9 protein-coding genes are annotated in these 20,048 nt (G+C 58.0%); 4 read left to right on the top strand and 5 right to left on the bottom strand.

Going from position 1 to position 20,048, the window contains the following annotated elements; translation table 11 throughout:
• Positions 1–37 precede the first annotated feature (37 nt).
• From A3C3_RS0133195 to A3C3_RS39935, 4 genes are all read right to left on the bottom strand, one after another.
• Positions 38–2,824 (bottom strand): condensation domain-containing protein, encoded by a 2,787-nt coding sequence (locus tag A3C3_RS0133195; RefSeq protein WP_022718852.1) that lies wholly within the window; start codon positions 2,822–2,824, stop codon positions 38–40.
• Positions 2,821–10,935 carry a hybrid non-ribosomal peptide synthetase/type I polyketide synthase gene (locus A3C3_RS0133190; protein WP_022718851.1) on the bottom strand — a complete coding sequence of 2,705 codons (8,115 nt, stop codon included), beginning with the start codon at positions 10,933–10,935 and terminating at the stop codon, positions 2,821–2,823. The genes A3C3_RS0133195 and A3C3_RS0133190 overlap by 4 nt, the downstream gene beginning before the upstream one ends.
• Complete coding sequence (locus A3C3_RS0133185) at positions 10,932–12,848, bottom strand: non-ribosomal peptide synthetase (RefSeq protein WP_022718850.1); 1,917 nt, start codon at positions 12,846–12,848, stop codon at positions 10,932–10,934. The genes A3C3_RS0133190 and A3C3_RS0133185 overlap by 4 nt, the downstream gene beginning before the upstream one ends.
• A gap of 278 nt (positions 12,849–13,126) precedes the next feature.
• Complete coding sequence (locus tag A3C3_RS39935; protein WP_022718848.1) at positions 13,127–13,984, bottom strand: glycoside hydrolase family 16 protein; 858 nt, start codon at positions 13,982–13,984, stop codon at positions 13,127–13,129.
• A 141-nt stretch (positions 13,985–14,125) separates the two neighbouring features.
• Here A3C3_RS39935 and A3C3_RS39930 point away from each other — a divergent pair, with 141 nt between their 5' ends.
• The 4 genes from A3C3_RS39930 (at position 14,126) to A3C3_RS0133160 (ending at position 18,915) form a co-directional block, all read left to right on the top strand.
• A complete protein-coding gene (locus A3C3_RS39930) occupies positions 14,126–15,553 on the top strand; it encodes a hypothetical protein (protein ID WP_022718847.1) in 1,428 nt (475 codons plus the stop codon).
• Positions 15,550–16,818 (top strand): polysaccharide pyruvyl transferase family protein, encoded by a 1,269-nt coding sequence (locus tag A3C3_RS0133170; protein ID WP_022718846.1) that lies wholly within the window; start codon positions 15,550–15,552, stop codon positions 16,816–16,818. Before A3C3_RS39930 ends, A3C3_RS0133170 begins: the two co-directional genes overlap by 4 nt.
• A gap of 238 nt (positions 16,819–17,056) precedes the next feature.
• Positions 17,057–17,764: a Crp/Fnr family transcriptional regulator gene (locus A3C3_RS39925; RefSeq protein WP_084797099.1), complete on the top strand. Its 708-nt coding sequence runs from the start codon at positions 17,057–17,059 to the stop codon at positions 17,762–17,764.
• A gap of 383 nt (positions 17,765–18,147) precedes the next feature.
• The gene (locus tag A3C3_RS0133160) at positions 18,148–18,915 is read left to right on the top strand and encodes a LuxR C-terminal-related transcriptional regulator (protein ID WP_022718844.1); all 768 of its coding nucleotides are present in this window, start codon (positions 18,148–18,150) and stop codon (positions 18,913–18,915) included.
• A 671-nt stretch (positions 18,916–19,586) separates the two neighbouring features.
• On the opposite strand, the gene A3C3_RS0133155 is transcribed toward A3C3_RS0133160, so the two are convergent.
• On the bottom strand, positions 19,587–20,048 hold a 462-nt coding region (locus A3C3_RS0133155; protein ID WP_022718843.1), incomplete at its 5' end, for a TolC family protein.

Here is a 20,048-nt window from a genome sequence, read left to right as displayed (position 1 = left end):
TTCCATATCTGATTTCGCTGGGGTCGGCACTTTGCGTTTAGCCGTCGAGCTTCCTGGATACGATCGCGGCAAGTTCGCGAATACCGTCGTTGCTCAGCGAATCCTCGTGCCATCCTTTGAGATCGAGGACGGCGGTGTCTTTCGCCACCGCATCGCCCCAGCCGAAAAGAAGCTTGCGCGCTCGCGGATGATTGGCCTGGCTGCGCAGCAAAATGACCGATGGATCCTTGCTCGGTACAGGCCGATAGCTGCGGCTTGCGCGCACGAGGAGCTCGGTGACTTCGGCATTTGCCTGCTCTTCGGGAGAATACTGACCGCCGCTGACGCCGAGCTTTTGCAATAGGGCAAGCGTGACGTTGAATTCCTTCAGATATTCGATGACCGGCATGCGGCCATAAAACAACTTGCGCGTGAAGTATATCATCCGCTTAATGCGCCGCTCCGCATTCCAGCGCTTCTGACGCAACTTTGGCTGGGAGCGGAAGTAGCCTGGTGCCCAGGCATCGATGACGACAGTAAAGCCGACTTCAACGCCCGCTTCACGCAGCTGCCGGGTGATTTCCATTGCAAGGATTCCATTGACGCACAGCCCGACGATCGCAACCGGCCCAGTGTCCGGCGGAATTTGCATAGCGTCGATGGCCAGCTTGGCGATCTGTTCGAGCGACATCTGCGCAAGCTCGCTGTTGAGCTTCGCGTTAAACATATTGATGTTGTGGACGGAGACGGCATCCGGCAACTCGTTCGCCAGGCGATAGAAGAGGAACGGATGGTTGAACGTGTAGACCGCCGAGCGACCAGAGCCGCGTTTACAGGTGATCAACTCCCACGGATTAGGCGTTGCTTCAGCTATCGTTGGGCCTTCAGAGGTTTCGAAAATCGCGGCCGCGAATTTTTCCAGCGTCGGTTCCTTGAAAAGCAATTCCAGAGTGGGCTTTACGTCGAATCGCTCTCGTATGGACGACAAAAGCCGCAGAGCGAGTAACGAATGACCGCCGAGGGCAAAGAAATCGTCCTCGGGTCTAACCGACTGGACACCAAGAATTTTACTCCAGAGGCTCGCCAGAGTCTCCATTTTGTCGGTATCGGGCTTTCGCACGCGGCTTTCTGCAGGCATCGGTTGGGGTACGGCCGGTGCGGTCGGCAGCGGTTCACGCAGATGAAGGCTCGTATGGTCTATCGTGCCGCTTCTTGTCCTCGGCAAACTGAGCAGGATGCTGATATCGTTCGGCATCGCGTCAGGAGGTAATTGTGTCGCCAGATATTGCATCAGCACGGCAGGCAGACGGTCGATCGGTTCGCTCCACGTTGGAGCCGGGGTCGCAAAGGCCGCCACACGACGTGCGGGGCGTGCTTCCGTTACGACAGCGACATCGCCCACGGACGGATGAGTGCGGAGTATTCTCTCCAATTGTGCTGCATGCTCATCGCGTGGCTTCGGTATCACAGGCCTAAAATCCGGCACCACGAGAGAGGAAAGCAATGCGTCCGGGTTGCTCAGCGCGATTTCGTACGTATCCTGCCAAAGCTTAAGAAGGGCCTCTATCGTGCTCTTGTCGAAAAGATCGGTATTGTACTCGATGTTCATGCGCCAACCGCTGGGCCGTCCGACCATCATGAAGCTCAAATCGTAAAGCACGCCCGGCGATTGCGATGGAGCACTGATAAGCTCGAAGTCGCCATAACGGTGGTCCTCAAGAAAGGCCTTCTGCAGGTTGAAATTGACAGATATCAGTGGATTGCGTGACGGATCACGGACCGGATTGACAAGTTCAACCAGTTTGTTGAACGGCATGCGCTGGTGATTGAGGACGGCTTCCAGCGTTTCGTTGGCAGAGCGGATGTGTTCGGCGAACGAGACATCGTTGGTAAAGTCATACCTGAACACGAGATTGTTGATAAAGACACCGATCAGATTTTCGAGATCGGTATCCTCGCGGCCAGCAACCTGTGAGCCGAACAAGACGGTCGGCGCATTCGTCAACCGATGCAGCATGGCGCTCATGATCGCTGCGCCGTAGCTATAAAGAGACACGCGATATTTGCGCGCAGCCGCGTCCATCCGATCGCCGAACGAAAGCGGCAAAAGGATTGAGATTATGTCGCCATGGCTCGTCTTGACCGCGCCGCGCGGCCGATCGGGAGGAACTTCGAAGTATGGCGCTCCTGTCAGCCGCTCCCGCCAGAAGGCCTTTTCCGTCTCGAAACCATAGCTGCCAAGATATTCCTCTTGCCACAAGGCGTAGTCGCCATACTGCAGCTCAAGCTCCGGCAGGGCCGGTGTTCGACCGGCATCGATCGCGGCTGCGATCTCCCCAACCTCCCTGCCGAGCACCCGGATCGACCACCCATCAAAGCAACTTTGGTGCGCGGTTATAAGCAAAAACCCGCGATCATTCTCCGCCATCAACAGGGTAACATGAAAGAGGCCGGGCCTGCTGAGATCAAACGGGACCCTGGCCGTCTCATCGCCAATGGACGAGATCCTTTTCTCGCGCTGCTCAGACGGCATATTTCTCAGATCGATCACCACCATCTTGAAATCGGTCTTTTCCACCGCCTGTTGAAAAGGCTGCCCATCCCTTTCGATGAAGCGCGTGCGCAAAACCTCGTGGCGCTGGATGACCTTTCGAAAAGCCGCTTCGATGGTAGACGCCTTGAAGATGCCGCGAATCTCCCATCGAACCGCAACGTTGAGCGCCGGATTTCCCGGACTCAGCTGATTAATAATCCAGCAGCGCAATTGAGTTTGCGTGCACGGGAATTCGCCAACAATTTCCTCTTTTACGTCCGACTTTGCGGGGGTGCTTTCAACGGTACTCATAACGCCCTCTCAAGTCCGCGGCGCGCGCCTTTGCGGAAGTCCTTTAGTGATGGAACACGATATTGCGCGGTGCTCTGATCCAACTCGCTCTGCGTTTCCGCAAATGCTGCCAGTTCCGCGATCGAGGGGTGGCGAAGCAGGTGCTTCGCTTCGAGCGGAAGACCGGCATCAAGCATGCGCGCAGCGATGCGAAAGATCATGAGGGAGTCTGCGCCGAGAGCGTAGAGGTTGTCATCGACGCTCATCTCCGAGAGGTGCATCACGTCCTGCCAGATCGCCAGCAACTTCTCTTCCATATCTGTTCGCGGCTTTATTCTGATGACCTGAGCCTCGCGCTGAGGCACGCCGCGCTGCTGAAGGCTCTTGCGGTCGAGTTTACCATTGGGCGTTTGAGGCAGCTCTTTCTCGGTAACCCAAAAGCTCGGAACCATGTAGCCAGGAAGGCTCGCCTTTGCATGAGCCGAAAGCTCGGCAGAGACTAGCTCTGTGCCGCTCGCGTCCGGGATGACATAGCATACGAGGGACTGGTCACCTTTTTTGTTTTCCGCGGCGACGACCGCGCATTGGCGGACGCCGGGGGTTTTCGAGACCACGGCCTCGATCTCACCAAGTTCAATTCGGAAACCACGCAGTTTGATCTGCTGGTCACGTCGTCCGTGCAATTGCAGTGAGCCGTCGGCTAGCCGTCGCCCGATATCGCCGGTCTTGTAAAGGCGCTTAGGTGGACCGCCATTGAAAGAAACGGGGACGAATGCCTTTTCTGTTAGGTCCAGCCGATCGAAGTAACCGGAAGCCAGACCGTCTCCGCCGATGCACAATTCGCCGGTGACACCAATGGGCACAAGGTCCTGGCTCTCGTCAAGGATATAGAGCTGCGTATTGGCAATCGGATGCCCGATCGTGATGGGCGCGTCAGCGTCGGCGATGCGTTGCACTGAGGACCATATTGTCGTTTCCGTTGGGCCATACATGTTCCACAACTCGCCGCCGGCGCCGAGCAGCGATTTGGCAAGTTCTTTTGGCAAGGGCTCGCCGCCGCAGAGCATCTTGAGCCCCGGGCGTTCCTTGAGCCCCGCCTCCACGAGCATCTGCCACAGGGTCGGCGTTGCCTGCAGTGCAGTCGCGCCGCTTCTGCCGATGAGATCAACAAGAGCAAAACCGTCTTGCACCTGTTGCCGATCGGCGATGACCACTTTGCCGCCGGTCACCAGAGGCAGGTACAATTCAAGACCGGCAATATCGAACGAGATTGTCGTGACCGCGACGATGGTGTCGGTGGCCGAGAAGCCTGGCTCTTTTGCCATGGAGACAAGGAAGTTGGTCAAGGCGCGGTGGGACACCTCGACGCCTTTCGGCGCCCCGGTAGAGCCCGAGGTAAAGATGACATAGGCTGGCGCCTCCGGGTCAGAAGGCAAGTTTTTCAGAACGGCCTCCTTCATCGCGTTGATCGCTTTTACGTCCTTATCGATGCGAATGACGGGCACACTCGCCATTACGAGCCTCGCCATAGCATCACTGTCGCAAATCATGCCGCCGATGCGCGCTACTTCGATGGTCTGGCGCAGACGCTCCTCGGGATGAGATGGATCCATCGGGACGTAGGCGTGGCCGGCTTTCATGATCGCCAAAAGCGCAACGATCATCTCCAACGATCGCTCGACGAGAAGCGCAACACGCTGGCCGGGTTCGGGGATCGTCTTTCGGATGTAAAGGGCAAGCTGGTTCGATTTGGCTTCGAGCTCGCCATAGGTGAGGACGTTGCCGGCATACTCGACAGCAACAGCGTTCGGTTGTTCGGCCGCCTTGCGGGAGAATAGCGAGAACATCATTTGGTCGCGCTCGTACTCGACGGACGTTTTGTTCAGGCGCTCGATCAGCCAATCTCTTTCATCGCCGGTCATCATTGGCAGTTTTGAAATTTCGGTAACCATGTCCCCAGCCAGCGCTGCTGCGAGTGTCGAAAAATGACCAATCCAGCGCTCGATCGTGGAGCGATCGAAGACGTCGGCGTTGTAGTCAACATCGATTCGAATGTTGTCTTTTCCTTCGATCATGTTGAAAAACATATCGAAGTTGGAAAATGCCTTGGGGTTCGGCGCCATTTTTGCTTTCAGGTCGCCGAAGGTCCCGCCGCCGGCGACGCGCTCCAGATTGAACTGTATCTCGGTCAGGGGCAGACGGCGCGAATCCCGCTTCACGCCAAGCTTGCGAACGAGCGTTCCGTAAGTGTAGGCCTGATGCTCAAAGGCTTGAAAGACCAGCTGCTGCGTTGCCTTCAGATGCGAAAGGAAGGATTCGCCCGGCGATACGCTTTGGCGCAGCGGCAGGAGATTGACGCAGTGGCCGACAAGGATCCTGTCGCCGATAAGGCTCTGTCCCGCCGACGGAATAGCAATGACGATGTCCTGCTGGTGAGAAAGCCGCGAGATCATGACCTGCAAGGTCGCAAGCAAGGTCGAGAACAACGTCGCGCCGGACTTGGCACCGGCCTTTTTCAGGGCCTTATAGACCTCACCGTCGATGTAACCGGTGCAGGTACCGCCAGCAAAGGTGCGGTTTTCTGGCCGCGTACGGTCGAGCGGCATTTCCGGCAGATCCGGAATATCCCTGAACTGATCGAGCCAGAACTGTTCGGTTTCTCCAGAGGTTTCCGGCTTTGGAGCAAGATCCGTTGCGTAGGTCGCGAAGGAAAGGGCAGGCTCCAAGTGCGGTGTCTCCCCGCGCAAGATCGCCGCGTAGGCCGCTGCCAGTTCATCGACAAAGACATTCAGCGACCACCCGTCACAGATGATATGATGACCGGTAAATACGAACACATGCTTGTCGGCCGACAGCCGCACGATGCAGGCGCGTGCCAAAGGCCCGTTGACCAGGTCAAATGGCGTGCGTGCCTCGTCATCGACAATCTCCCGTAACCTGGCTTCGCCGTCGGGCTCCTGCGAAAGGTCGACAAGCGGCGCCTCGAGAACAAAATCGGCAACGAACTCGAAACGGTCGCCGGCGCGGTCAAAACGGATGTGCAGCGCGTCATGGCGCCCGGTAATGGTTTTAAGCGCCTGGCGGAAGGCACTTTCCTTAAAATCGCCTTCAAGCGTCAGCGAGAATGACTCGTTAAACGAGCAGGATGCTTCGTCGCCGACCTGCGCGGCCAGCCAGATTTCCGTTTGTGCTTCGGTAAGCGGCGCGGAGGCCGGCCGGACGATGACGTCAATGGCCGCAGCGGTATCGGTGGGTTGCGCGGCGCCGGTTGTCGTCGCCGCTGGAGCTAGAATGCCAACCGCCTGCAGGGCATCGAGGCTCCTGCGAAATGTTTCGGCGATAGCCTGGAAATCTTCCTCGCTATGTGTGGTCGTCAGGAAGCAGGGATATCCCTCCTGGATGTGGATCCCGTTCAAGCGCATAAGCGGATAGACAAGCGCTCCGAGAGGGTCGTCTCCCGCAAAATCCGTGATGAACCAGCTTTTGTAGCCGTGGACGACATTGGCAATATTGCGCTTAGCCAGATCAGCGTTCATTTCCGCGACGAGTGCCTGGGTGCGTTCGGCGACGCGGCCATAGAGGTCGGCCCCGACACCCTGAATATGCTCCAAGACAGCACGTACGGCCGCAAGTACGACAGGGTGACGGACAAACGTTCCGGCAAAAAATGTCGGCGCAGTGACAGGAACCGAGTCGTCGCCATAGTTCCAGGAACCTCCGTCGAGCGCATCCATGAAACGGCTGTTGCCGGCCAGGATTCCGACAGGCATGCCCCCGCCAATGACCTTGCCATAGGTTGCCATGTCGCCCTTTATGGCCCAAACCGCTTGCATGCCGCCGGGGTCGACTCGGAAACCAGTCACCACCTCGTCAAAAACGAGAGCAAATTCGTATTGCGTTGCAATGCTGCGGAGCTCCCTGACGAATTCCTCCGGGCGCAACTCAGGGTGGCGGCTTTGGACCGGTTCGATGATAACCGCCGCGATGTCTTGGGCGTTTGAGCGGATGAATTCGAGGCTTTCGGGCGCGCCATAACGCAAGACGATCATGTTGGAAACGGAAGCGGAAGGGATTCCGGAGGCGATCGGTATTGCGACGGGGTTATCTGCCCGGTTTCGCCCTTTGACCAAGACCTCGTCAAATTGACCATGATAGTCATTGGAGAAGACCACGATGCGGTCACGACCGGTTACAGCACGTGCAAGCCTCATTGCCGCCATCACCGCCTCGGACCCGGTATTGCAGAAAGTGATGCGCTCATGACCGGTGACAGCGCTGAGCATTTGCGCGACCTCACCGGCCAACGGCGTTTGTGGCCCGATGGCAAAACCTAACTCAGCTTGGTCCTTGACGGCCTGCACGACGATATCTGGAGCGTGACCAAAGGCCGTTTGACCAAATCCATTGACGAGATCGATGTATTCATTGCCATCGATGTCCCAGATGCGGGAGCCTTTCGAACGGTCACATACGAGCGGGAACACCATTTCCTTCCATTCAGGACGGAATCCGGACGCTGTGCGCGGGTCGGCAAGGCGACGACGATGGGCGTCGGTCGAAGCCTTTGATCGCGCGTTCTTGGCCCCGTACGCGTCGATTAATTCAGCAATAAAGGTTTTCTTTTCCGGCGACATTTCCGGAACCATGCTCTTTGAGCCTGGACGATAGAGCTTCATGCGCCGTGAACTGGAGGCATCCTCACCCCCCGCCTGCGACGGTTTTGAGGTTGCAGTTGGGATGGCGACGGGCGCAACTTGCACCGGCATAGTTGGCGGAGCGGCGGGGACGACCGGCTGCATTTGTGGCTGAGCGGGGACCGCATCGCTCTTGGCCGACTGGAGCAGCTGAAATTGCTGGGAAAACAGTGCCTGAACCAGTTGAAGCTGCGATTGCATCACGCTTTCCAAACCGGCCGCAGGTGCGGAAACGGCCAAAGGCATTGGGTTGGCGGCGGTCGGGGTTGGTTGCGCCTGGACCGCCGGCGCTGCGGGTACTGCCGCTGGCGGTGAAATGGCGATCGCCATTTCGACCTGCAAACTTTCGACGGGCGGGGCGGCTTCAGGCGGCATCTGCCTGTCGAGGTAAAGCGCCAGATCGGCAACCGACGGAATATTGCTCAGAAGTTCGCGAAACGAAAGTTTGATCCTATATTCTCTCTCGATCCTCTGTGCGAATTGGCCGATCAAAAGGGAGTCAAAGCCGAGCTCCAGGAAGGTGGCAGACCGTTCGTCAGTGCCAAGCGCCTCTCCGGACATATCGCTGAGTATGGCGAGCAGCGAGGTTTCGAGCGAAATGGCGCGGTTGGATAGTGAAGGAACAACATTCATCGTTTTCAACTCGTCCTTAGGTTGTTCTTGGGTCTGTGATGATGCGGTGGCTTCAGGTATTGCGTGCGGCGTTGACACGGTCTGCTCGCTCGCAGCGCGGCGAGCGGATGGGGGTGCGTCAATCCAATGACGCTGGCGTTGGAACGGATAGGTTGGCAATGCCACGCGCCTCTTTGCCGCAGCAGGTAGGGCCGGCCAATCGAGCTTGCATCCGGCCACCCAAAGCTTACCGTGTGCCTCCGCGAGGCTTTCGGCGGCAACATCGGCGCGGTCATGTTCCGGCAGAGATTGCACGATTGCGGCGACTCCCTCCCTGGCAATGGTCTGAGAGGCAAAGACCGATAGCGTTCGTCCCGGTCCGACTTCCATCAGGACCGGTCTCTGGCTGCGGCACAGCGTCGCCAATCCCTCTGAGAAGTGAACCGGTTCCCGACAATGCCGGGCCCAGTAGTCCGGGGAGGTGCCGCGGTCGTTCGTCTGCCAATCGCCAGTCACACATGAAATGTAGGGTATGGTCGCAGTCCCGTAGGTCACCCTTGCCATTTCGTCGCGCAAGGCTTCGGCGGCATCGTCCATCATGGCGGAGTGAAAGGCGTGGGATGTGTGCAGCCGGCTGAAGGCGATTTCTGACCTTGCGAGAGCGGCGCACACCGCTTCGACGCCCTCGAACGGACCGGATATCACGCACAATTTCGGCGCATTGATTGCAGCGATCTCGACGCCGTCACGAAGGTGAAGTGCAACCGTTTCAGCGTCGGCCCGAACCGAAACCATTGCACCTGCCGGCTGCTTTTGCATGAGACGTCCGCGCGCGGCGACCAGCCGCAAGCCATCTTCAAACGAGATCACGTTGGCAAGCGCCGCCGCAACGAACTCGCCGACGCTATGGCCGATCATAGCGTAGGGTTTGACGCCCCGCCCCATCCAAAGCCGCGCCAGCGCATATTCGACGAGATAGAGGCAGGGCTGCGCGATGCGCGTCTCGCGCTGCTCGTCGGCCTTGGTCTGCGTCACGGCACCGGTGTGGCAAATATAATCGCGAAGATCGGCGTTAAGCGTCATCTTCACCATCGCCGCCCCGCGATCGATCCACTGCGCAAACTCCGGCTCGTGGCTATAAAGGGCTGTACCCATGCCAACATATTGCGCGCCTTGCCCCGGAAACATGAATGCGACCGGTGGTGGCGTGTCGCTCGCCACCGAGGATTGATAGCGGTCGGCGACGAGCCGTTCCTGCGCTTCGTCGGCATTCGTTGCTGCAATGGCAATACGGTGGCTGAACTGGCGCCGTCCGGCCTGGAGCGTATGGGCGATCTCGGCGAGCGATGCGCCGGGATGCTTTACGAGGTGATTTTTCAGATTGCTGCGCATTGCCGACAAGGCAGCCGGATTGCGCGCGGAAAGTGGCAGGATATGCGGCCCTCGCACGTCGCCCGCCATATCCCGTTTGCGCGAGGGAGGCTCTTCGAGGATGACATGAACATTCGTGCCGCCGACGCCGAACGAACTCACACCGGCGTACCGCGGCCCTTCCTGCTTGGGCCAATCCATCATTTCGGCGGGAATATAAAAGGGGCTGTTGTCGAGATCGATGCGTGGGTTCGGGCGGGTGTAATTTGCCATGCCCGGAATTTTCGCGTTCTGCAGGGCCAAGGCCGTCTTGATGAGGCCGCACACGCCAGCGGCCGCGTCGAGGTGACCGACATTGCCCTTTACCGAACCGAGCGCGCATTTGTCTTTTTGCCCGCAGACCTCAGCAAACGCCTCTTTCAAGCCATTGAACTCGATGGGATCGCCAAGAGGCGTCGCGGTACCATGACATTCGATATAGCCGATCGCCGATGGCGCGATGCCGGCATTTGCCAGCGCGGCCGAAATCACGTCGGCCTGCCCTTCGACGCTCGGCGCTGTGAAGCCGACTTTGTCCGAGCCATCGTTGTTGACCCCGTAGCCGCGCACGACCGCATAGATGGGGTCGCCATCGCGTAGGGCGTCTTCTAGCCTTTTAAGCAACACCACCCCGGCACCGCTGGCAAAGACCGTTCCGGCCGCGTTCGCGGCGAAGGGTCGGCAGACCCCATCTGGCGACACCATTCCGCCTTCCTGATAGAGGTATCCGCGCTTCTGCGGAATCGTGATGGAGACACCGCCGGCGAGCGCCATGTCGCAGCTGTAGGTCTGCAGGTTCTGGCAGGCCTGGGAAACAGCGAGCAGTGAGGTCGAGCAAGCCGACTGCAATGTGAAGGCAGGGCCACTCAGATTGAACTTGTAGGCGACACGCGTCGCCAGGGCATCGTTGAGCGCGCCGACAATCTGCTGGAAGCAGCCAATCTGATAATTGGAGGCAAATTCCTCCGCCTTGGCGCGGTCGCTCAACACATTATTGATGAGGTAGGTCGGCATGGAGGCGCCGGCGAAGACACCGATCGGTCCTCCAAAACGCTCAGGATCGTATCCAGCGCTTTCCAGCGCTTCCCAGCAAATTTCGAGAAAGACCCGGTGCTGCGGATCGGTGAGGGCGGCTTCCCGCGGAAACATACCGAAGAATTCGGCATCGAACATTTCGACGTCGCGAAGATGTGGTCGTGCCGGCACATAGTTCGGCATGGCACGCTCTTCATCCGTAAAAGCGTCTTCGATCTCATCTGGCATGAATTTCGAAAACGCATCGCGCTTTGTGCAGATGAGCTGCCAAAGGACGTCGATCGTGGGTGCGCCCGGGAAGCGACCTGACATGCCAACGATCGCTATACCGCCCGAGTCGTGGTTCTCGTCGGTGCCGTCAAAATCCCGATCCTGCTTCATGAGTTGCTCCTACGGAACTGGCTCAACGTCTTTCGCTGCAGCGCGGCACGCTGGGCGGCTGATGCAGAGCGGGGAGAATCTGACGGCTTGCCGTTCAGAAAGAGCGCCAACTCGCGAATGGTCGGATGCTTGAAGAGCATGACGACATCCACGGGCCGCAGCAGGTGCGCCTCCAGACCGGCATGGACGCGCATGAGCTGAAGTGACGTCCCTCCCAGATCGAAAAAATTCCTGTCGAGTGCGATTTCTTCCCTGCCCAGTGCCTCCCGCCAGAGATTGGCCAGCATTGCCTCGACCTGGCTCTCAGGCGCCTCCCGGATTGAGCCCTCGGGTTCAGCCGGCGGCGGGCTCAGCTTTGAGCGGTCAACCTTGCCGCCCGGTGTCATCGGAAAACTGTCGAGCACAAGTGCTGCGTTCGGGATCATGTAGGCAGGCAGCGATCTGCGCAGTGTTGCCATGACTGCGCGGGCGAGATCCGGGTCTTTGCCAATGCTGGTTTCGCAAGGGCGCAAATAGGCCACCACCTGCTTTACCGATTGACTCTGTGTGTGGCAGACAACGATGGCGTCAGCCAGACGGGGATCGCGTCTCAGCGCTGCTTCGATCTCATCGAGTTCGATACGCTTGCCATTGATCTTTACCTGCCTGTCCCGACGCCCCTTAAAGGCGACCATGCCATCTACGCCCATAATCGCGAGGTCGCCGGTCAAGTAGCAACGCTTTGGTCCATCCCGTGTCTCGACCATCACGAATTTATCTTCGGTAAGCTCCGGCCGGTTGAAATAACCGACTGCGAGGCCGTCGCCGGAAATTGCAAGCTGCCCTTCAATACCGGCGGGAAGCTCACGCAGGGTTTCGTCGAGGATGTGGATGCCGGTATGGGCTACCGCCATGCCGATTGGCAGTTCGGGTGCCGAATATCCCCGCGGAATGGTAAAGGCCGTCGCAAGTACCGTCGCTTCCGTCGGACCATATGCGTTGGTGAGGATGCAGCCCGGATGACCGTCAAGGAAACGTTGCGCATGCGCTGCCGAGCCCACGTCCCCGCCGAAAAGCATTTGACGCAGGCTTGGCAAGTCGCGATCGGAATAGTCTGCGAACAGATGAAAGAGGCCAGTTGTAAGGAACATAACGGTGACGTCGTGGTTTCGAATGAGCTGGCAAAGGCCCGCAACAGAGAAGTTTACGTCCGGCATGATCACAAGCCGGCAACCATTCAGAAGCGCACACCAGATTTCCAGGGTCGACGCGTCGAATGAAATGGTTGAAGCGTGAAGGACGACATCGCTGCGTGTGAGGGAGTGGTAGTTCTGATCGAGAGCGATCCGGGAAACTCCTCTATGGGGGATTCCAACACCTTTTGGACGTCCGGTCGAGCCGGAAGTAAACATGACATAGGCGAGGTCTCCTCCCCCGATCTCGACCACCGGTCTTGCCGCTGTGGGGGCATCTGCCACCTCTAACAGCAGGGTGTTGGCATCGACGATATTTGTCCGTTCGCTTGAAGCAGAGCTGATTTTTTCGATAGAGTCGGCATCGACGAAGACGACTTTCGGCTCGCATTCAGCCAGGACATAGCCGAGATGCTCGAGGGGGTAGGCCGGATCGAGGGGGAGATAGGCGCCACCGGCTTTGAGGATTGCCAGCATGCAGATGATCGTATCGAGGCTGCGCGGCAACAACAGGGCAATAACGTCGCCCCTGCCGACGCCAAAGCCCACCAGACGCGCCGCCAGACCATCTGAGAGCCTATCGAGTTCACCGTAGGTGACTGACCTGTCGCCGAAAACGACCGCGGTCGCACGAGGAGCTATCAGCGCTTGCTGATGCACAATTTTATGTAGACTGCGATCGCGGTCATAGTGCATCGCCGCGGAAAGCTCGTTGGGTTCGCAAAAGGCGCGATCGGTCATAAGGATCCTTCCATGCTGCACCGGCCGCCGGCCGCCGTGTTGACTGAGGAATTCGTCATCCAGAATTTCACGCCGGAGGAAAATCGCCAGTTGATCATTGGGATGACAATGCGTGCACGAAAGTCTTAGAAGGCCGGCTTCCGCATACTCTGGTACGCGCGGCCGACGGCGCGCTCGTTCGCTAACGCGTTGTGCAACCTGAATTTTTGTTCATCGGCAGTGGAGGCAGAACGGATGATTGACGGGTTACCGGTCGAGCCTGGCGTCTGGGCAGGCGGTCACTTGACGCTGTAGGCCCGAACGTAATCTACAAACATGTGTGAAGGCTCCGGGACCTGCGCGTCGCCTACGTCCTTCGCCAGCGCGAGATTGATCAGGATATACATCGGCTGGCGGTGCTCCGGCTGGGTTTTGGTTTTCCAGACCAGCTCCTTGTCGAAATACATACGGATAAATTCGGAATCTATTTTTACGCCGTATGTGTGAAAATCGGTGGGCCTTTTGTCGTGGAACACGTTGATGCGCGCGAAATCCGAGTAATGCCCGCCACCCCGGTGCCAGACGTGGACGGTCGATGAGTATCCCTCCGGTTTTTCCCCGTGGAATTCAAGGACGTCGATTTCGGCGGTGTACTTCGACCTATCCTTGCCAATCAGCCAGAAAGCCGGCCAAAGACCAGGCCCAATGGGTAACTGGGCGCGCGTCTCGAAATATCCGTAACACTGCGAAAAACCTGCGCCTTTCGCGTCCACGGAAGCAAGAAGCCCCGACCGCCAATCCCCCTGGGCGTTGCGGGCGGCCTCGATGCGCAGAACGCCGTCAGTGACGACAAATGGAAAACCGACTTTGGGATTGGCAAAACGAGCGCCACCGAAATCGCCCGACCATGGCGTATGAGCGATCCAGCGGGTTCCAGGCCCCCAGGACGACACGCTGAGTTTGTCGAAGTTGTCTTCGAAAGTGAGATTCATCACCTCGGTATCGATTTCATCGCCGGTGTCGCCGGGCACGCAGTCCTCGGCATGTGCCGGGCCGGCGCACAAGAGCGCGGCAGCGATCACGATGCCAAGCCGGCGGCCAGCCGGTCGCGACCAGCCTGCAGGACGAAAACAGGTTTTGGGCGTAAATGTTCTCATGCCACGGACCGTACCCAGGCGCACATTCGTGGGAAAGGGCCCAATTCGACCGAAGAGCTACTGCAAATGGCTTAAGGCGGAAGTAAATACAGGCCGCATCGGCGCATGATAGATTTCTTACTAGGAAGCTAGGTGCGGCGGATGCGGGTCGAATTTCTTGGGCTGGTAACTATTGCGGTGGGGGTAATCTTGATGCTCGCCCCCGTCAGATATTCTTTCACATGGATGATGCTGTCGACGGCATTCGGCGCGGCCGCGGCCTTCACGCTCAGCATGGGAGCGTCGATCCTGGTTCCAAATCTCTTTTTGCTCTTTTTCACGCTGCGAATATTGATGGCGTTTGGCGAAGGGCAGATTTTTGCTGCGTTTTCTTTCCCGCGTGCCGGATTCATCCTGCTGGTACTGACGGTCTTCGGACTGCTTACGGCAGTATTTTTTCCGCGGCTCTTTCAGGGAATGACTGAAACCATGGTCGTGGAGCGATCGGTCGGTCTTAGAAACATAATCTCGCTCGTGCCACTTCGCGCCTCCGCAAGTAACATAACGCAGGCTGTTTATGCTTTGGGTGGCCTGGTTGCCTTCGCCAGCACTTTTGCGTTCTTCAGGCGTACAGGCACGCATGATGACCTGATCAGAGCCGCTTTGGTCACCGCGAAGGTGATACTGATCTTCGCGTTGCTTGATATCGTCACCTACTTTTCGCATACAGAGTACCTGCTTAGTTTCGTCAGGACAGCAAACTACGCTCTTTTGACCGCCGCCGAGAAAGGCGGGCTGAAGCGGATTTCCGGGACCTTTCCGGAAGCATCAGCGTTTGCGGGCTACACGCTGATCCTGTTTGCCATGTTGGCCAGTCTCTGGCTCGACGGCATTCGTGCCCGGACAACCGGTCCGCTCGCCATACTTCTGCTCATCGCATTGATCTTCTCGACATCGGCGACAGGGTTGATCGGCATTGCGGCCATCATTCCGGTGCTGTTTATGAGGTCGCTTTACGTTTCGCCTGCTGGCAGGCCCCACCCGCCTGCGCTCTTCATCGCCGTCTCAATCGCGGCGATCCCGCTCGTCGTCCTTCTTGTCCTTGCGACGTTGCCCGATGTCTCTGCGAGTGTCGGCAGCTTCTTTAATGAAATGCTCTTTTCAAAAGCTGACAGCCAGTCAGGGCGCGAGCGCGCCGGGTGGAATGCCGTCGCTTACAAGACCTTCCTCGATACATTCGGTTTCGGTGCGGGGCTGGGCAGCGCGCGCGCCTCCAGTTTCGTGCTGGTCCTGCTCTCCAACGTCGGTGTGATCGGCATTTTGTTATTCGGCCTATTCATATGGACCGTGCTGTCAGCAAGGCCACCTGCGAGGCAACCGCTCTCGAACGAACGTGACGCGGCAATGCGCGCCGCGAAAATGGGAATCCTGGCGGTGCTGGTCGAAGCTTCCACCTCCGGGACGGTCTATGATCTCGGGCTGATGATCTACGTTCTCGCGGGCGCCACCACATCTCTCGCTTCGCCGTACCCACTCAGTGCAAGCGAGCCCGTCTCCAATGCGATGAGCTTGCCGGAGCGTCAATCATGAGCAGGACGCCCTTCAAGATTGTCGTCTTCAACGTCAAATACAGCGAGAACCTTGGCGACGGCATATTGGCTCTGTGCATCGAGCACGGCCTTTCGCAAACGGGCGGCGGCATCGAGGTGGAGACTGTCGATCTTGCCGGCCGTCGCGGGTTCGGCGGTGCAAGCAGCAGCAAGCGTCGGCATCTGCTCAAGCTGCTTCAAAGGTTGCCAAAGCCTGCGCGGCGGCTGGCTGTCGGTTTCGTCGTCCGGCGAGCGCTCCGGCGGCAGCGTGGCGAATGGGAACGGAAGATTGCCGCGGCGGATGCAGTCGTCATCGGAGGCGGCAATCTTTTCCAGGACGACGACCTGAATTTCCCGTTAAAGATCGGAACAGTTCTGGATTGCGTTCGTCGCTTCGACCGCCCGCTTGCGATTTATGCTGTCGGCGTGAGCTCCGATTGGTCAGAGCCAGCCAGGCGGCTGTTTGCCCGCATCGGCGGCGTGCGGCTGCTGCACGTCTCGGTACGGGACCGGTTTGCCTACGATAGCTGGCGCCGTCATTTTCCGGCCGGTCCAGTTCCGGACATCACCCCTGATCCCGGGCTCCTGATCCGCCAGATAGCCGATACGACGCGCGTACCGAGCGCGGGAAAGACGGTCGCCATCTGCGTCACGGAACCGGTCGTGCTCACGCGGCATGCCAGCCAGACGGGCCCAATACCTCTTGGGGACGCGGCTGGGTACCGCAAGCTTGTAAACGCGCTGGTCGAGGACGGATTCAGGGTCATGCTGTTCTGCAATGGCGCCACGGAAGATCACATTTTCGCGAGGACGATCGTGAACGAAGGCTCGATGGTACGTCATCTTACCTCAGGTGTACTCCATCTTGCCGATCGGCCTGCGGACGTCGGGCAGTTGCTGCGGCTGCTGAATGCCGCGGATGCAATCGTTTCCCATCGCCTCCACGCTTGTATCGCCGCCTATTCCCTGCGCATTGCGCATCTCGGACTGAGTTGGGACAAAAAGGTCGAGGGCTTCTTCCGCTCCGTCGGGCGCGAAGCCTATTTTGTGGATGAAGAACATGTGCCGGTGAGCGAAATTCCTGCTCTTCTAAAAGCCGCGCTCGCCCAAGGTATTGATCAGGAAAGATATAATCTGACGATGGACTGTGCGGAAACGGGAATGCGGCGCTTGCGATCTGCGCTGCGGCCAGGCCTTACCAGCGAATATCCGATGCCGGACGACGTGCGAGGCATTGCAGCCGGCCCCGTTGAATTCCACGATTGAAGGACCAGATGTTCCCCTGGCTTGCCGATCATGGCGGAGCGTTGTTTCCCGTCGCCCGCAAAAGATTCAATGTATGCGCGTAAAGTCCTGCGGTAGGCTCAAACGCCGCACGCCCAAGCAACTTAAGCAATATGGAGTAAGCGACACGGCAAAAGACGCATGATATTGTGTATTTTCCAACCTTAAGATTATACTTTTGTTCAGTCAAAAGCGGATGTTCGCTTACGGGGTTTGGGGAATGGTAACACTGACCACCGCGGAATATGAGCTTTCTGCAAGTCGACAACTCAAGCGTCGCGAATTTGCGGGGGGAGCGTACCGCGGTTACCAAGCCGGCGAAACGATCTTCGAGGTCGGAAATCGCCGGGCCCGCATCTTCTATCTGGTCAGCGGCTGGATAATATCCTGGAAGCTGCTTCCAAATGGCACACGCATGGTGTCCGATTTTTCGCTTCCCGGCGATATCGTCTGGACGGCTTCGGCGGAATTGTCGCGCGAGACGATGCAGGCGCTCTCCAACATCCGCATCTACGAACTGCCGGCGCTCGGCGATCGAAAGCCCGAGAGCGCTTCGAACGACCTGCACCGCGCGCTGCTCCTGGAGATGGTGCGCCGTCAAGCCCGGCTGACCGAAAGGATGGCGAATATCGGGCGCCGAGATGCTCTTGCCCGGACGGCGCATCTTCTTCTCGAGCTGGCCGTCCGGCTGGGTGTCTTTCAGCACGAGTCGGCGGATGGTTTTGAATGTCCGCTGACACAGGCCGAAATCGGCGACGCCGTCGGTCTTTCGACCGTCCATATCAATCGCGTCCTGAAAGACATGCGGCTTAGCGGCCTGCTTGTATTCAAAAGTGGCGTCGTCGAATTCCTGGACAGGAAGAAACTCGAGGAACTGGTCGATTTCGACCCAAGCTACCTGGCGCCGCCGCCGGAGCGCCGGCTGTAAATTCCTGAAATACTTCCAGGTGTTTTGAGGGCTATTCGAAAGAAGAGCCGACAACGCATCTCTGTGGATAATTCTATAAAATGTGAGGATTACTCACAATATCCGTAGCTCTTTGTGGCTAAAGTGATTAGGGGCAATGTTATTGTGCATAAGAAATAGGTTTCAGATGTGATCTTTTATGAGTAGTGGTTAACATATGTTAATGCCGACATTTATAATTAATGCAAGTTTAATGTTGGGCGTTTGAATTTCATACGACTGTAACAGTACTTTAGATCGGGCCACAAAGTTTGATCTAATCGTATGATTTGCAAGTAAAGCGTATGTATTTCAAATTGGTCTCTAGTTTTGGCTGCCAATTTTGTTGAGAGTAGGAGTCGGCTATGAACGGGCAACAAATAACCAACGAAAATACTGGTATCGCAAGGACAACCCGCCTCATTTCCTTGAAGGCGAGGGATCCGGTACGGAGTCTGTCGTCGGCGAATTTCGTCACGACGGAAGAGCATACGGAGTACCTGCTGCTGATCGATTCGCGGGCGCTTGACCGGGAGTGCCTGTCACGCAGCCTTCGCGAGTATCAACCGGCCTTGAACATCATTTCCGCCAATTCGCTGGAGGACTGGCAGAACCAGCTTATCCAGCATGATCCCGCCGTCATCCTCTTGATGATCGGCGGAAAGAAGATCACGGATGCCGATGTGGGCCAGGCGATCGCGAAATTGACCGAGAAGTTCAAATCCAGCCCTGTCGTCGTGGGGGCGGAAAGCGACGAACTTTCGCAAATCCTCAAAGCGCTGGAATACGGCGCCCGAGGCTACATACCCACCACTGTGAGTATTGGCGTTGCTGCAGAAGCGATCGGCCTGGCGCAGGCCGGCGGAATTTTCATTCCCGCGAGCAGCATTCTTGCTGCGAGGCACGTGATCAGTGCTGTCAGCAGCGGGATGAGCTGTACCGATGAACTCTTCACGCCGCGTGAAGCGGTCGTGGCAGAAGCCTTGCTGCGCGGCAAGGCCAACAAGATCATCGCGTATGAAATGAAGCTTTGCGAAAGTACGGTAAAGGTTCACATCCGCAATATCATGAAAAAGCTGAATGCCACCAATCGGACGGAGGTTGCCTACAAGATCAGGGATTTCATGCATTGATCGTGCCTGGTTGCTGCTGAACTCCTAATCGCATGCATTCGCGGGCAGGCCGTCTCGAGTGCCACCTGGGTAAGAGGTGGATTGCGCGGTTCGCCTGCGAAGGAGTCGAGCGCCAATGCTTGATGGCCGAGAAGGAAGAGAATCTGTCCCCGGCGCCCTACAAGCGGGGACACTGTTTTTCTGTAAGACTAAAAACTTCTCGATATTCTTGGGGTCGAAAAAAGCCGGGCTCGCTTCGGCAAAGAAGCGAGCCCTTCCGCAAGGAGCTTTTTCGCGGTCATTAGCCCGCGAGTATTAGCTGCCGCATTTGGAATTGGCTCTACTCGGTACTGCCCCCGATCCCGACGCAAGGATGCCATACTCCTGCACGAAATCAATTAATCCCTTTGGGTGATGGCCGAGCGGGGGTGGTTCCTGTCTTCTTCCGGCACAGAAAGCGCGTTTGCGCGATCGTCATGAAGCGTACCCGGGGCGTAGGGCGGGTCATTCGTTTGTAGATATGTTCAAGACCGGGAATCCGTGATCTGATGCTTGAGAGCGGTATCATCCTTGCGAGACCGTCTCATACTCCTCCGATGAAGGGAGAAGGGCTCGTCAATAGGCAGGACGGGTCCTTTTTCCTTGGCGGCGCGCGGTTGCGCCGCATTTCTTTTCATCGTGCTTCGGCTTTATCAGCTCTTTGAGGGGCCCCTTGCCACGGTCGCGGAGACAGAGTTGACCCTGCCGCCCGGGGCATAGCCGCCGCCGATGGCGACGTTGAGGGAGACGTAGTCCTTGGCCATCTGCTGGATGGCGGCCGCCAGGCTCGCCTGGGCGGTCGAGACGTTGCGCTGGGCGTCGAGCACGTCGAGCAGCGAGGAGGCGCCGTCCTTGTAGCTCGCCGTCGACAGTTCCAGCGATTCCTGCGTCGTCTTGACCTGGGCGCGCAGCGCTTCCACCGTCTGGGCGTCGCGGCGCACCGCTGACAGCGCGTTCTCCACCTCCTCGACGGCGTTGAGCACCGCTGCCTTCCAGGCGAGATAGGCGGTCTTGGCGTCCGACTTGGCAATGTCGACATTGGCGCGCAGGCGGCCGCCGTCGAAGATCGGCAGGTTGAGCGTCGGGCCGAAGGACCAGGTGGTCAGGCCGCCGCC

Origin of the sequence: Rhizobium mongolense USDA 1844 (assembly GCF_000419765.1) — a bacterium.
Lineage (GTDB): Bacteria > Pseudomonadota > Alphaproteobacteria > Rhizobiales > Rhizobiaceae > Rhizobium > Rhizobium mongolense.
Note: the sequence above shows the minus strand (reverse complement) of the source record. Positions and strands in the feature narration are given on the sequence as shown.